This window comes from Acidovorax facilis, from assembly GCF_050626955.1.
Taxonomy (GTDB): domain Bacteria; phylum Pseudomonadota; class Gammaproteobacteria; order Burkholderiales; family Burkholderiaceae_C; genus Acidovorax; species Acidovorax facilis.
In genome coordinates this window covers 1,425,035-1,438,159 of sequence record NZ_CP192460.1, presented here as the reverse complement: position 1 = coordinate 1,438,159, position 13,125 = coordinate 1,425,035, and the positions used below count along the sequence as shown (strand labels likewise).

The 13,125-nt window shown below is 62.8% G+C and carries 13 protein-coding genes and 1 tRNA gene; 9 read left to right on the top strand and 5 right to left on the bottom strand.

What is annotated here, in order from left to right:
- Positions 1-39 precede the first annotated feature (39 nt).
- A complete protein-coding gene (locus tag ACQ4MJ_RS06570) occupies positions 40-1,746 on the bottom strand; it encodes a carboxylesterase/lipase family protein (RefSeq protein ID WP_431149498.1) in 1,707 nt (568 codons plus the stop codon).
- Positions 1,747-1,940: 194 nt separating this feature from the next.
- On the opposite strand from ACQ4MJ_RS06570, the gene ACQ4MJ_RS06565 reads away from it, so the two are divergent.
- From ACQ4MJ_RS06565 to ACQ4MJ_RS06540, 6 genes are all read left to right on the top strand, one after another.
- Positions 1,941-2,990, top strand: a complete 1,050-nt coding sequence (locus ACQ4MJ_RS06565) for an AraC family transcriptional regulator (protein WP_207401887.1) — start codon at positions 1,941-1,943, stop codon at positions 2,988-2,990.
- 62 nt (positions 2,991-3,052) lie between these two features.
- Positions 3,053-4,537, top strand: coding sequence for a protein adenylyltransferase SelO (locus ACQ4MJ_RS06560; RefSeq protein ID WP_431149500.1), 1,485 nt, complete (start codon positions 3,053-3,055; stop codon positions 4,535-4,537).
- Entirely contained in the window at positions 4,534-4,947 is a 414-nt protein-coding gene (msrB, locus tag ACQ4MJ_RS06555) for a peptide-methionine (R)-S-oxide reductase MsrB (RefSeq protein WP_010465633.1), read from the top strand. Before ACQ4MJ_RS06560 ends, msrB begins: the two co-directional genes overlap by 4 nt.
- A gap of 25 nt (positions 4,948-4,972) precedes the next feature.
- A complete protein-coding gene (locus tag ACQ4MJ_RS06550) occupies positions 4,973-5,521 on the top strand; it encodes a septation protein A (protein ID WP_055394047.1) in 549 nt (182 codons plus the stop codon).
- Between the two features lie 13 nt (positions 5,522-5,534).
- Positions 5,535-5,795: a BolA family protein gene (locus tag ACQ4MJ_RS06545; protein ID WP_055394049.1), complete on the top strand. Its 261-nt coding sequence runs from the start codon at positions 5,535-5,537 to the stop codon at positions 5,793-5,795.
- A gap of 67 nt (positions 5,796-5,862) precedes the next feature.
- On the top strand, positions 5,863-6,648 hold the full coding sequence (locus ACQ4MJ_RS06540) for a peptidylprolyl isomerase (RefSeq protein WP_055394051.1): 786 nt from the start codon (positions 5,863-5,865) through the stop codon (positions 6,646-6,648).
- Positions 6,649-6,800: 152 nt separating this feature from the next.
- Here ACQ4MJ_RS06540 and ACQ4MJ_RS06535 read toward each other — a convergent pair whose 3' ends face one another.
- The 4 genes from ACQ4MJ_RS06535 to ACQ4MJ_RS06520 form a co-directional block, all read right to left on the bottom strand.
- On the bottom strand, positions 6,801-7,595 hold the full coding sequence (locus tag ACQ4MJ_RS06535; RefSeq protein WP_431149502.1) for a DUF1624 domain-containing protein: 795 nt from the start codon (positions 7,593-7,595) through the stop codon (positions 6,801-6,803).
- Positions 7,596-7,766: 171 nt separating this feature from the next.
- A tRNA-Pro gene (locus ACQ4MJ_RS06530) sits at positions 7,767-7,843 on the bottom strand.
- A gap of 206 nt (positions 7,844-8,049) precedes the next feature.
- The gene (infA, locus tag ACQ4MJ_RS06525) at positions 8,050-8,301 is read right to left on the bottom strand and encodes a translation initiation factor IF-1 (protein ID WP_010465645.1); all 252 of its coding nucleotides are present in this window, start codon (positions 8,299-8,301) and stop codon (positions 8,050-8,052) included.
- Positions 8,302-8,527: 226 nt separating this feature from the next.
- On the bottom strand, positions 8,528-9,760 hold the full coding sequence (locus ACQ4MJ_RS06520) for an HPP family protein (RefSeq protein ID WP_431149503.1): 1,233 nt from the start codon (positions 9,758-9,760) through the stop codon (positions 8,528-8,530).
- Positions 9,761-10,242: 482 nt separating this feature from the next.
- On the opposite strand from ACQ4MJ_RS06520, the gene ACQ4MJ_RS06515 reads away from it, so the two are divergent.
- The 3 genes from ACQ4MJ_RS06515 (at position 10,243) to ACQ4MJ_RS06505 (ending at position 13,112) form a co-directional block, all read left to right on the top strand.
- A complete protein-coding gene (locus tag ACQ4MJ_RS06515) occupies positions 10,243-11,430 on the top strand; it encodes an ABC transporter substrate-binding protein (protein WP_431149504.1) in 1,188 nt (395 codons plus the stop codon).
- Between the two features lie 155 nt (positions 11,431-11,585).
- A complete protein-coding gene (locus ACQ4MJ_RS06510) occupies positions 11,586-12,227 on the top strand; it encodes a LysE family translocator (RefSeq protein ID WP_055394059.1) in 642 nt (213 codons plus the stop codon).
- Positions 12,228-12,248: 21 nt separating this feature from the next.
- The gene (locus tag ACQ4MJ_RS06505; RefSeq protein WP_121420385.1) at positions 12,249-13,112 is read left to right on the top strand and encodes a branched-chain amino acid ABC transporter permease; all 864 of its coding nucleotides are present in this window, start codon (positions 12,249-12,251) and stop codon (positions 13,110-13,112) included.
- Positions 13,113-13,125 lie beyond the last annotated feature (13 nt).

The following is a 13,125-nucleotide window of genomic DNA, read 5'->3' as shown; positions in this document are numbered from 1 at the left end:
GCACTGCAGAGTGCACAAACACATTCACCCTCATCCCTCTCACTGCACGCTCAGGCGCACGGCCTTCTGGTCGGCGTCGAACACGAGCCGACTGGGCCACGGCGTCCAGTTTTGGTTGACCGTTGCGTTGTTCGGGTTGCCCGTGTGCACAAATGCACGCATGGTGTCCATCATCGCGCGCGAGAGCGCCAGTCGGCCGGGCTGATTGGCCGTACTGTTGGTTGCTTTGGCAAAGACCGAAGGTCCAAAGTTGCCGAACAGGAACGGCAGGTCAAACGCATGCGCCGCGCCGTACACATCGTTCCAGGGCGCGGGCTGCTGGGCCCAGTTGAACTGGTAGCTCCATACCGTGGATTGCTGACTGCGCAGGGTATTGAGCAGGTTGTCGCGGCTCGGATCGATGAACACACTGCCCAGCAGGCGGGTGCGCGCGTTGTAGCCCGTGCCGGGCGCCGTGACCGGCAGGTAAGAGGCATCCAGGATGTCGCCAGCCGTGAGCGTGGTGGGAGCATCGGGGTTGAAGTTCTGCATCATCACAAAGCGCTCGGCGTCGGAGATCTTCATGCCCGGCTTGCCGCCCAGCAGCGCCAGGAAAGGCGCAAACAGCTTGCCCTCCTCGCCCGTGTAGCCAGACAGCACGGGCACCTTGTGATAGCGGCCAGCGCCCATTTCCGCGATCGGATCGGCGGGCACCACCACGCCATCAGGGATGGGGCCCGAGCCCGTGAGACCGTTCTTGAGCACCGTCTGCAGCACTACCCGCGCGTCCTTGCCACGCAGGTAGCTGGCTATCTGCGCAGGGGTCCATCCCGCAACGAGCGCCTGTGCATCGGCAAGCACAGGCGCCAGGCCATCGGCCAGCGCCAGATGCGCCAGCAGCAAGCCCGCCTGCGCGGTGTACCGGGAGGCCGGGTTGAGCGTGGGAATCGAACCGGGCGGCAGGTTCGTCGCCAGCGAAATTCCGCCACTGACCGGTACGAGCTTGTGGAACAACCCCGCGGCCTGGGGCGCGACCAGCAGCGCCAGCGCGTTGATGGCGCCCGCGGACTGCCCCATCAGCGTGACATTGCCAGCATTGCCGCCAAAGCTGGCAATATTGTTCTGGATGAAGCGAAGTGCCTGCACGTTGTCGAGCAGCGCGTAGTTGCCGGTGTAGGGCTGCGTGCCGGTGTGCAGTGGCGGCATCTGGAAGTAGCCCAGAACGTCGAGCCGGTAGTTGGCCGTGACCACCACGGCGTTGGCAGACCGTGCCAGCGCAGCGCCGTCGTAGACGGGATCGGCCGTGTAGCCCGAGATGGCACTCCCGCCATGCAGGAACAGCAGCACAGGCAGCTTGTCTTGCGAGGTGGCTGGGCGCCAGATATTGAGGGTCAGGCAGTCCTCGCTGCCTACCGGCGTGCCCAGGGTCTCGCCAATCGTGTTGTCAAACCCGTTGTTGGCACCGGGGCCGTAGATGCGGCCCATTTGCAGGCAGGCACTGCCAAAACGTGTGGCGTCACGCTCTCCGGACCAGGCGGCTGGGGCTGCGGGCGGTTGCCAGCGCAGTTCGCCCACGGGTGGCTTGGCAAAAGGAACACCTTTCCACGCGTAGGTGCCGGTCACCGCACTGTCGTCCACACCGCGCAAGGTGCCGTACACCGTCTCGCGCACCTCGGGCGCAGAGCCGGAACCACCGCCGCAGCCCACCATTGCTGCGGCCGAAAACACCGCTCCCAACCATTGCAAACGCCAGCGCGAATCGACCATGTCTTGTCTCCTTGGGGGTTTTCAGGAATGGGTCGGGCCTCTGTCTGCAGTCACACTACGGGCAGGGCACAACCTCGGAGGCGATTGTGGGAACCGGGTGGCGTTTGGCTACTATCGCAACCTTGCCAAAACACTGACTTCAGGCCACCACCGCGCGTAAACCCTGATCCGCCATTTCTTCCATTCGCCACCCCATGACTCCCCGCACAAGCTCTGCCGCCTGGGTGCGCGGCATCACCGACATGATGGCCGCCGAAGGCTTGCCTGCTGCCGAGTTATGCGCCGAAGCGGGCATCGATCTGGCGGCGCTGCAACTGCCACAAACCCGTGTGGACGTGGACAAGATCAGCCGCCTGTGGGAGCTGGCGGTGGCACGTTCGGGCAAGGTGGCGCTGGGGCTGTGCCCGCAGCTCACAGCGCGCTACGGCAATGTGGATGTGGTGGGCTACGCGCTGGCGTCCGGCCCCAACCTGTTGGTGGGTTTTCAGCACCTTACGCGCCACATGGCGGTGATCTCGGACTGCACCACCTTCGCGCTGGATCACGATGCACGCGGCTACTGGATCTCCATCGCGCACATCGGCGCCACCCGCCCCATTCCGCGCCAGCGTGTCGAATACGCCCTGCTCACACTGTTCACGCTGTGCTGCTGGCTCACACGCCGGGAGCTTCGCCCTCTGGCTGTGGAGCTGACCACGCCACAACCCGCCGCCACCGGTGAGGCGCCCTACCATGTGGCGTTTGGCATGCTGCCCCGCTTCGGGCAGGCAGCCAACCGGTTCCTGCTGGCCGAGGCCGATCTGCGGGCCGACATCCCCACGCACAACCCCAGCCTGTGGGCCCTGCACGAGCGGCTGGTAGAGACCGAACTGGACCACCTGGGCCAGTCTCTCACCAGCACACGCGTGCGCACCGAGGTAGCCCGCATCCTGCACCGGGGCGAGCCCCGCCGCGAAGACGTGGCCGCGCGCCTGCACCTGACGGACCGCACGCTGCAGCGGCGCCTGCAGGCCGAATCCGTCAGTTACCAGCAGTTGCTGGACGACACCCGCTGTGAACTGGCACGCCAGTACCTCAGCGACGAGCGCCGCAGCCTGGCCGAGGTGGCCGACCTGCTGGGCTTTGCCGACCAGAGCAACCTGTTTCGGGCCTGCAAGCGCTGGTTTGGCCTCCCGCCGGGCCAGTACCGCGCGCAGGTGCTGTACCCTGAGGCCGAAGGCCAAGGCTCTACCCAGGCCGCATAGGCCGGGCCGTGGTCCAAGGCCCTGCAAGCGCCGGGGCATCCGGGGTGCGAGACAATCGGCCCATGAACCTGCCCGCCGAAAGCGTGACCCCCACCGCCGATATCGGCCTGGCCTGGAAGCACGGATTTGCCGCCCTGGGACCGGACTTTTTCACCGAACTGCGCCCCAATCCGCTGCCCACCCCCCACTGGGTGGGCACCAGCACTGCCGTTGCACAGCTGATCGGCCTGGACGCTGACTGGCTGCAGCGGGACGAAGCCCTGCAAGCCTTCACCGGCAATACGCAGCTTGCAGGCTCTCGGCCCCTGGCCAGCGTCTACAGCGGCCACCAGTTCGGCGTGTGGGCCGGCCAACTGGGTGATGGCCGCGCCATCTTGCTGGGAGAAACTGCGGCGGGCCTGGAAATCCAGCTCAAGGGCGCTGGCCGCACCCCCTACTCCCGCATGGGCGACGGGCGCGCTGTGCTGCGCTCCAGCATCCGTGAATTCCTGTGCAGCGAGGCCATGCATGGCCTGGGCATTCCGACATCGCGCGCACTGTGCATCACCGGTTCGCCCGCACCCGTTCGCCGTGAAGAGGTTGAGACGGCCTCCGTAGTGACGCGGGTGGCCCCCAGCTTTGTGCGTTTTGGCCATTTCGAGCACTTCGCGGCCAACGACCTGCAAGCACAGCTCAAGACCCTGGCCGACTACGTTATCGACCGCTACTACCCCGAATGCCGGGACACCCACGACTTCGGCGGCAACGCGTATGCCGCCCTACTACAGGACGTGAGCGAACGAACCGCACACCTGATGGCACAGTGGCAGGCAGTGGGCTTTTGCCATGGGGTGATGAACACCGACAACATGAGCATCCTGGGGCTGACCATTGACTACGGTCCTTTCCAGTTTCTGGACGCCTTTGTGCCCGGCCATGTGTGCAACCACAGCGACAACCAGGGCCGCTATGCCTACAACCGCCAGCCCAATGTGGCGTACTGGAACCTGTTCTGCCTGGCGCAGGCCTTGTTGCCGCTGATCGGCGACCCGGAGCTGGCAAAAGGTGCCCTGGAGTCCTACAAAACCGTCTTCCCGGAAGCGTTCATGGCCCGCATGCGCAGCAAACTGGGGCTGGCGCAGGCACGCGAGCAAGATCCAGAACTGATCGACGGCATCTTGGTGCTGCTGGCCCAGAACGCCGTGGACTACACCATCTTCTGGCGCCGCCTGTCGCACGCGGTGCAGCAGAACGATTTTGAGCCGGTGCGCGACCTGTTCGCCGACCGAACCACCTTTGACCGCTGGTTGCTATCATATTCAGAGCTATTAGCGCTTGATAATCAAGCGCTAGCGGCCAATTTGATGCTAAAAAACAATCCCAAGTTCGTTTTGCGCAACCACCTGGGCGAGCAGGCCATCCGCGCCGCGAAACTTGGCGACTTCAGCGAACTCCAAACCCTGCAGCGGCTGCTGGAGCACCCCTTTGACGAGCACCCCGGGCACGACGCCTACGCAGCCTTCCCGCCCGACTGGGCCTCTTCCATCGAGATCAGCTGTTCATCATGACCTACCCCGTCCAGAAATCCGATGCCGAATGGCAAGCCATCCTCAAGGACAAGGGCGCGGAGCCCGTCGCCCTGCAGGTGACGCGCCATGCCGCCACCGAGCGCCCTTTTACCGGCAAATACGAAGCCCACTGGGCCGACGGCAGCTACCACTGCATCTGCTGTGGTGCGAAATTGTTCGATTCCGTGACCAAGTTCGACGCCGGCTGTGGCTGGCCCAGCTTCGCAGAAGCGATCCCCGGCGCCATCACCGAGATCGTGGACCGCAGCCATGGCATGGTCCGCACGGAGACCGTGTGTGCACAATGCGGGGCCCACCTGGGCCATGTCTTTGAAGACGGCCCCACCCCCACCGGCCTGCGCTACTGCATGAACTCGGCCTCGCTGGATTTCGAATCCGGCAAGGACTGAGCCCCGAGACCCGCCCCCTGACCCCATGAAAATTCTGATCGACTTCTTCCCCATCCTGCTGTTCTTCGGGGCCTACAAGTTCTATGGCATCTATGTGGGCACTGCGGTGCTGATGGGTGCCACGGTCGCTCAAATGGCGCTGATCTACGCCATCGACCGGCGCCTGCAGACCATGCACAAGGTCACCCTGGTGCTGATCCTGCTGTTCGGCACGCTCACGCTGGTGCTGCAGGACGACCGCTTCATCAAGTGGAAGCCCACGGTGCTGTACGGCGCCATGTCAATCGCCCTCGCGGTGGCGGTGTGGGCCATGAAGAAGAACTTCCTCAAGATGCTGCTGGGCAGCCAGCTGACGCTGCCGGAGAGCGTGTGGCACCGGCTGAACGTCGCCTGGATCGTGTACTGCGCCTTCATGTCGGCCATCAACGCGTATGTCGTCGTCAACTTCAGCACCGAGGCCTGGGTGGATTTCAAGCTCTGGGGCTACGCCTTCCCGCTGGTCTTCCTGGTGGGCCAGGGCATCTATGTGGCGCCCCACATCAAGGGCGACGAAGGCGACGAGCCTGCTGCCTGAAGGACAACCTGCCATGACCTCCCTCGCTCAGCAAATGCACCAGACCCTGGCGGACCGTCTTACACCCACCGCCCTGGAAGTGCTTGATGAAAGTGCCGCCCATGCAGGGCACGCGGGCGCCAACGGCACCGGCTTTGGCACCCATTTTCGGGTGCGCATTTCGTCACCTTTGTTTACAGGCAAGCCCCGCGTCGCGCAGCATCGCCTTGTGTATGATGCGCTGCAAGAATTTATTGACCAAGGCGTTCACGCCCTCGCCATTGAAGTTCTCTGAACCGGCCCCCATATCGTCTGTTGCCGGAACTCAGCTGGCAAACAACCTCTCATTTTTTGGATTCCGCATGAAGAAACAGCTCCTGTCCGGCCTCGTGGCCGCTGCCGTGCTGGGCACGTTGGCCCTGCCCGTTTCCGCCCAGAATGTCGCCATCGTCAATGGCAAGGCCGTGCCAAAAGAGCGCGTTGAAGCCCTCAAGCAGCAGGTGGAACGCTCGGGTCGTCCTGTAACGCCTGACATCGAAGGCCAGATCAAGGAAGAAGTCATCACCCGCGAAATCTTCATGCAGGAAGCGCAAAAGCGCGGCCTGGAAGGCTCGGCAGACTACAAGGCACAAATGGATCTGGCCCGCCAGACCATTCTGATCCGCGAACTGTTCGCCGACTACCAGAAAAAGAACCCTGTGACCGACGCCGAGATCCAGGCTGAGTACGACAAGTTCGTGGCAGCCAACAGCGGCAAGGAATACAAGGCCAGCCACATCCTGGTGGAAAAGGAAGCGGATGCCAAGGCCATCATCGCCTCCATCAAGAAGGGCGCCAAGTTTGAAGACATCGCCAAGAAGCAGTCCAAGGATCCAGGTTCTGGCGCCAAGGGTGGCGACCTGGATTGGGCCAATCCTTCGAGCTACGTGAGCGAATTCACGGAAGCCCTGGTCAAGCTCCAAAAGGGCAAGATGACCGACGCTCCCGTGAAGAGCCAGTTCGGCTGGCACGTTATCCGCCTGGACGACGTGCGCCAGGCAGAACTGCCCAAGCTGGAAGAAGTGAAGCCCCAGGTGGCCCAGCAACTGCAACAGCAAAAGCTGGCCAAGTTCCAGGAAGACCTGCGCGCCAAGGCCAAGGTCGAGTAACTGGCAAGGCAACTGCGCATCTGCTTTGGCAATGCACTCAAAAAACGCGGCCCAGGCCGCGTTTTTTATGGGCGGGTGGAAAACCCCGCCCCACGGCGACCGGAGCGGCAGCGGGGCCTATGGGTGCAGACCCCAGAGCGGTCCCCGGCCCGCTAACCCCTCGTTATCCAGGCTACCGCCATCAGCAGCCCAATCATGACCGGCTGGTGCACCATGTAATAGCTCAGGCTCCACCGCCCCAGCAGTGCCAGCGGCTGCAAGCCTTGGGGAACCCGCCACCCCAGCCAGTGGCCCCGACCCGCAGCCATGGCCCATTGGCCGGCAGCCAGCCCCCACCACAACACCCCCAACCACGGCAGAACGGGTACGTAGTCTTCGGTAAAAGGCTTGCGCGACACCAGACCCAGCCAGTTGAGCGCGCGCCCATTGAACCAGGGCGCAGCGTCGGCCCAGGCACCCGCCAAAAGCTGGTGCGCTACCGATGGCAACGCCAAAGCCACCAACCCGGCAAGCCACAGCCACCGACCCCACCCTGCGGTACACCGGGCAATGAGCAGCATTACGGCCATGCCATGCAGCACGCCAAAATGGATGAAGCTGTGGGGAAACATCACGAACGACCCCGCAGACACCAGCAGCGCGCAGCCAGCGATCTGCAACCACCGCCGACCAAACCGAGGCCACCCCTGCCCCTGGTGCAGCGCAATGGCCTGCCCCAGCCCTGCGCAGAACAGGAACAAGCTCACGATCACCGTCCGCTGCGAGGTCCAGAATGGGTCGGCGCGGAAATTCTGCGGCCAGAAGCCCAGATGGCTCAGGTCAAAGCAAAAGTGGAAGACCGTCATCCACACCATTGCCAGGCCGCGCAATGCATCTACGCTGTCATAACGTGGTGACGGCTGGAGCGAGGAGAATGGGGCAAACGGCAAGGGAAGCGCACGGTTCATGGCAATACCAGCGGAAGGTGTCGGCGCGGGCACTTGCCCGCCCTATGGGCCCGATGGTACGCAAATCCAACTCCGTCTTGCCACACGGGTCGAACCATACATTCCAACAAGCAAAAAGAATGCGGGCAAGAAAAAAGGCCTTGCAGCTTGTGCTGCAAGGCCTTCAAACATTGGTCGGAGCGGCGGGATTCGAACTCGCGACCCTCTGCTCCCAAAGCAGATGCGCTACCAGGCTGCGCTACGCTCCGACAGCTCGTATTCTAACCCGGCAATTTCCCTGTTTTTGGTTCAATGCGTGCTTTTTGTGATTTTTTTAAAAGCACGGTGCGAAGACCTGAACCGGGAAAGCACCGCCTCTGGGAGAAACAGTGCGCAGATGAAGGAACACAAGAAACCGTTTGCCCCAAGAGCCGGAACAAGCAAGCGCCAGTCCGTGTCTCCCCGGGGCCGAATATCAACGATTGCCCGAAGGGCCGGGACCGCGACCGGCCAGATGGCGGAACGTGATGCGTCCTTTAGACAAATCGTAGGGCGACATTTCCAGCGACACCTTGTCACCCGCCAGAATGCGGATGTGGTGCTTGCGCATCTTGCCGCCCGTGTAGGCGATCAGTTGGTGACCGTTGTCCAGCGTCACGCGAAAGCGCGAGTCGGGAAGGACTTCCGTCACGGAGCCTTGCATTTCAATGAGTTCTTCTTTGGCCATGTTCTATCTTTTCAAAACAAATATTCTGTGATCGGCACCTGACGCTTGTGCATCCACCACGGCAGCTACGGCGTGGTCGGTGCTCGACACACGGTGCATTGCGGGCGGTGGGAGTCGCTGCACCCGGGGCGCAGATCAGGCAGAGGGCCGGGGGAGACGGCTTCAATGGACAGGCATAAGCACTGTGCAAAGCCTGTCAATTGTACCGCGATGTACCGTGTCTTGCCTATGGGACAGCTTGCTCTTCGGTCGGCGCACGCCCGCGCACCGAGGTGGCACCCGCAGAGCCTCCCTCGTCGCGCCCTTGCACAGCTGCTGCCAACGTCCGCACAAGGTCCGTCTGTGTGATCACTCCTACCAGACGGCCCTCGCTCTCCACAATGGGAATATGGTGGTGCCCGCCCTGGGAAAACAGAGGGACGAGATCCATGGCGTGCTGCCCCACGTGGGCCACCTGGACCGGGTGCGACATGATTTCGCCCACATTCTGGGGCTGCCCCGTACGCCCCATAACCAGTGTCCGCAAACGCTGCCCCAAACCTTCATGCATATCCAGGTTGGCCAGCCGCATGAAGTCCGCCACCGTCACGATACCTACCACCAGGCGTTGAGCATCCACCACGGGCAGCGCCTTGATCTGCTGGGCGCGCATCAACGCCCAGGCGTCTTTAAGGGAAACCCCCGCCTCCACCGCAAACGGTGGCCTAGACATGATGTCCGAACAGCGAACCTCCCCCAGCGTCCGCTGGAAGGCTGCACGGCCCGCCAAGTGCAACAGCCCTTCCAGATCGGCACGGCTCACATCCAGCACCTGGTTGTAGTGCGCCAACGCTGTATCCACATCCGAGGCGGTAAAAGCGCCCTGAGCAATATCGGTTCGGGCCGCCATCCGCTGAGGATGGGGGTACCGGCGCCCTGTCAGGCCGTTGTAGACCACGGCCGAGACCAAGAGAACGATCACATTGAACAGGATGGGAAATGCGGCCAGGTGCCACCCGTCCCCCGCGGTCAGGACGACATACAGCGCCATTGCTCCTCCCGGTGGATGCAGGCAACGCAAGGGCACCATCAGCGCAATAGCCAACCCCACCGCAACCGCCCCTGCAAGTGCCGGGTCCGGGATGAACGCGGAGCAAACGGCGCCCACCAGCGCAGACAATGTACTTCCTCCCAGGACCGGCCAGGGCTGGGCCAGTGGACTGGACGGCATGCCAAACACCAGGACCGCACTCGCCCCCAGCGATGCCACCATCCAGGGACCTGCGCTGCTTCCTCCTGCCCACCAGCGGCTGAGCAATCCCGTCAGCAGTACACCGATCACGGCGCCCACAATGAAGCGAAGCCTTTCGCGTCCGTCGATACCTAACGGTGCGGGCCAGAAATGGCCCAACCACCTGGCTAGACGCACTCGCATGGATTGGGAAGTGGATGATGAAGATGGGGGTGATGAAGGGGGCATGAAGCAATCGGAAACATGCGGTTTGCCCGCCTTCCGGCGAGACGGGGTGCAGCCCCTTCTAGATCAGGCAACACCGGCCTCCAGTGTCACCCATGCCTCCATTTTGCAAGGCATTGAAGCACTCCCACCCAGAGAGCCCCCGCACTCGCGGCCAAACGACCCGCCACGGCTCTTAGAACAGTGCCTATGCTCGAAACTACTGATACCGGAGGCCCAAATAGCTGCCCACAGCAAAAACCACACGATCTATACTGCACAAAAAATGCAAAACTGCACTTTAATTCATAAATCTATTTCTATGTCCGTCAAGCAGCCCCTGGTAAACCCATCATCAGCGAGCCTCTGCCGCCGGGCCAGGTTGCAGCCCTCGGGCACCTCGCAATGCGGGAGCCCTTTGCCTGACGGTACGGGTAACTCATAGGTATTCACCACCGAATGCTTGCAGTAAATTACTTTAAGCCTAAACAAAGGAGACAAGTCCAATGACCACCCGCCGCCTCGTCATCAGCCGTAGCGCCGCCCTCGTGGGCGCCGCATCTACAGGGCTGTTGTTGCCCTCCATCGTGCGTGCGCAAAGCGGCAAGGTGCGCGTGGGCTTCATGCTGCCCTACACCGGTACCTTTGCACAACTGGGGGTCGCCATCGAGAACGGCGTGCGCCTGGCCATAGACCAGCAGGGTGGCAAGCTCGGCGGTCGCGAGATCGAATGGTTCAAGGTGGACGACGAGTCCGAGCCCAGCAAGGGTGTCGAGAACGCGAGCAAGCTGGTTCAGCGCGACAAGGTGGATGTGCTGATTGGCACCGTGCATTCAGGTGTGCAGATGGGTATTCAGAAGGTGGCGCGCGATACGGGGGTTCTCAACCTGATTCCCAACGCCGGCGTGCATGCCGCCACGCGCGCACTGTGTGCCCCCAACGTTTTCCGTACTTCGTTCAGCAATTCCCAGCCCACGCTGGCCCTGGGCCAAGCCATGGTCGAAAAGGGCCACAAGAAGGCTGTGTGGATCACCTGGAAATACGCGGCAGGGGACGAAGCCTTCGAAGGCTTCAAGCAAAGCTATACCGCAGCCGGCGGCACCATCGTGAAGGAACTGGGCCTGCCTTTCCCCAACGTGGAATTCCAGGCGCTGCTGACCGAAATCGCCGCCCTCAAGCCCGACGCCGTGGCCTGCTTCTTCGCGGGCGGCGGTGCTGCCAAGTTCATCAAGGACTATGCGGCCGCAGGCCTCAAGGACAAGATTCCGCTGTACGGCTCGGGCTTCCTCACCGAAGGCGTGCTGGACGCTGCCGGCCCCGCTGCCGAAGGCATCATCACGACCATGCACTACAGCGACTCGCTGGACACACCGCGCAACAAGCAATTCCGCCTGGAATACGCCAAGGCCTTCCGCAGCCAGCCCGATGTGTACGCGGTACAGGGCTACGACACCGGCCTTCTGCTGGTGCAGGGCGCCAACGCCGTCAAGGGCGACCTGTCCGCCAAGGCTGCCATCATCAAGGCGATGGAAAGCGCCACCATCGACAGCCCGCGCGGCAAGTGGACGATGAGCAAGGCACACAACCCCGTGCAGGACATCTACCTGCGCCGCGTCGAGAACAAGGAAAACAAGGTGATTGGCATTGCCGCCAAGGCCCTGGCCGACAGCGGTGCCGGCTGCCGCATGGGCTGACGCGCTCACCCCACTGCCCGGGGCACGGCGCGTGCTGGACTTCGGGTCCGGTCCGCCCCGCAGCTTTGACACAATGCATTGATGGACTGCCGCCATGGCAGGCCTGTCTGCTGTGCGCCCGGACTTTGCGGCCACCTTGCCTTCCACCCAATCCTATGTCGCTCAGTACCTACCTGCTCTACCTTGCCGCAGTGGCCCTGCTGGTTCTTTCGCCCGGCCCGACAATGCTCATGTGCATGACCAATTCTCTGCAGCACGGCCCGCGCAAGGCCCTCGCCGCTGCTGCAGGCAGCGTGACGGCAGTGCTGGGCACCATGCTGCTTTCGGCCCTGGGCCTTGGCGCATTGCTGGCGGCATCGGAAACCGCCTTCTGGGTGCTCAAGGCTGCCGGCGCGGCGTATCTGATCTGGCTTGGCATCAAGACATTTCGCAGCCAGACCACGGTGTTCGACGAGATGCCCGCCAACAGCACGCAGACCAAGGCCGTGGTGCCCGCGCGCAAGCTCTACATCCAGGGTCTGATCGTGGGCGGCAGCAACCCCAAGGCCCTGCTGTTCTTCACGGCGTTCTTCCCCCAGTTTCTGGACCCGACTGCCGCATGGGCGCCGCAGTTTGCCGTGCTGGCAAGCACCTTTGTGGCTTTTGAATTCACGGTTCTCACGCTGTGTGCACTGGGTGTAGCACGGCTGGCACCCGTTTTGCGCTCTGGCGCACGCATGCGCTGGTTCAACCGCATTTCGGGCGGCCTGTTCACGTTGATGGGCACCCTTTTGCTGGCAACACGCCGCGCTACCTGATCCCCTGTCTGTTTGCCCACCATGGACTTCGCCACTTTCCTGATCCAGTTGCTCAACAGCGTGCAGTACGGGCTGCTGCTGTTCATGCTGGCCGCCGGCCTCACGCTGATTTTCGGAATCATGGGGGTGGTGAATCTGGCGCACGGCAGCTTTTACATGCTGGGGGCTTACCTGGGCTATTCGCTGTCGGGCCACTTTGGCAGCCTCACGCTGGCCATCCTGGGGGGTGCCGTGCTGGCCGTGTTGTTTGGCCTGGCGCTGGAGTGGCTGCTGTTTCGCCACTTCTACCACCGCGACCACCTGGACCAGGTGCTGCTGACCTTCGGCCTCATCTACATCTTTGAGGAACTGCGCTCCATCCTCTGGGGGGACGACGTGCACGGCGTCCCGATTCCGGCGATGCTGGACTGGTCCATTCCGCTCACCGACACCCTTTCCTACCCGGTCTACCGGCTGTTCATCTCCGGCGTGTGCATGGCGCTGGCGCTGGGCCTGTACCTGCTGATCTCCAAAACCCGCCTGGGCATGAAGATCCGCGCGGGTGCCTTCAACCGCGACATGGCCGAGTCCCTGGGCGTGAACATCAAGCTCATCCATGCCATCGTGTTTGCGCTGGGCGTGGGCCTGGCGGCCGTCGCGGGCATGGTGGCCGCGCCGGTATCCAGCGTCTATCCCAACATGGGCTCGTCCGTTCTCATCATGTGTTTTGTGGTGGTGGTGATCGGCGGCATAGGTTCCGTGCGTGGCGCCCTGATCTCGGCCCTGCTTGTGGGGCTGGTGGACACCTTTGGCAAGGTGTTGCTGCCATCGATGGCCGGAATGCTGGTCTACATGCTGATGGCGGCCGTGCTGCTGTGGAAACCCGAAGGCCTGTTCAAACAATGATGACCCCGATGCT

Bases quoted from the DNA above. Each gene is read 5' to 3' on its own strand.
- ACQ4MJ_RS06560 (WP_431149500.1), top strand. From the start codon at position 3,053: ATGAACCTGCCCGCCGAAAGCGTGACCCCCACCGCCGATATCGGCCTG.
- ACQ4MJ_RS06570 (WP_431149498.1), bottom strand. From the start codon at position 1,746: ATGGTCGATTCGCGCTGGCGTTTGCAATGGTTGGGAGCGGTGTTTTCG.
- ACQ4MJ_RS06565 (WP_207401887.1), top strand. From the start codon at position 1,941: ATGACTCCCCGCACAAGCTCTGCCGCCTGGGTGCGCGGCATCACCGAC.
- ACQ4MJ_RS06505 (WP_121420385.1), top strand. From the start codon at position 12,249: ATGGACTTCGCCACTTTCCTGATCCAGTTGCTCAACAGCGTGCAGTAC.
- ACQ4MJ_RS06515 (WP_431149504.1), top strand. From the start codon at position 10,243: ATGACCACCCGCCGCCTCGTCATCAGCCGTAGCGCCGCCCTCGTGGGC.
- msrB (WP_010465633.1), top strand. From the start codon at position 4,534: ATGACCTACCCCGTCCAGAAATCCGATGCCGAATGGCAAGCCATCCTC.
- ACQ4MJ_RS06535 (WP_431149502.1), bottom strand. From the start codon at position 7,595: ATGAACCGTGCGCTTCCCTTGCCGTTTGCCCCATTCTCCTCGCTCCAG.
- ACQ4MJ_RS06550 (WP_055394047.1), top strand. From the start codon at position 4,973: ATGAAAATTCTGATCGACTTCTTCCCCATCCTGCTGTTCTTCGGGGCC.
- ACQ4MJ_RS06510 (WP_055394059.1), top strand. From the start codon at position 11,586: ATGTCGCTCAGTACCTACCTGCTCTACCTTGCCGCAGTGGCCCTGCTG.
- ACQ4MJ_RS06540 (WP_055394051.1), top strand. From the start codon at position 5,863: ATGAAGAAACAGCTCCTGTCCGGCCTCGTGGCCGCTGCCGTGCTGGGC.
- ACQ4MJ_RS06545 (WP_055394049.1), top strand. From the start codon at position 5,535: ATGACCTCCCTCGCTCAGCAAATGCACCAGACCCTGGCGGACCGTCTT.
- ACQ4MJ_RS06520 (WP_431149503.1), bottom strand. From the start codon at position 9,760: ATGCCCCCTTCATCACCCCCATCTTCATCATCCACTTCCCAATCCATG.
- infA (WP_010465645.1), bottom strand. From the start codon at position 8,301: ATGGCCAAAGAAGAACTCATTGAAATGCAAGGCTCCGTGACGGAAGTC.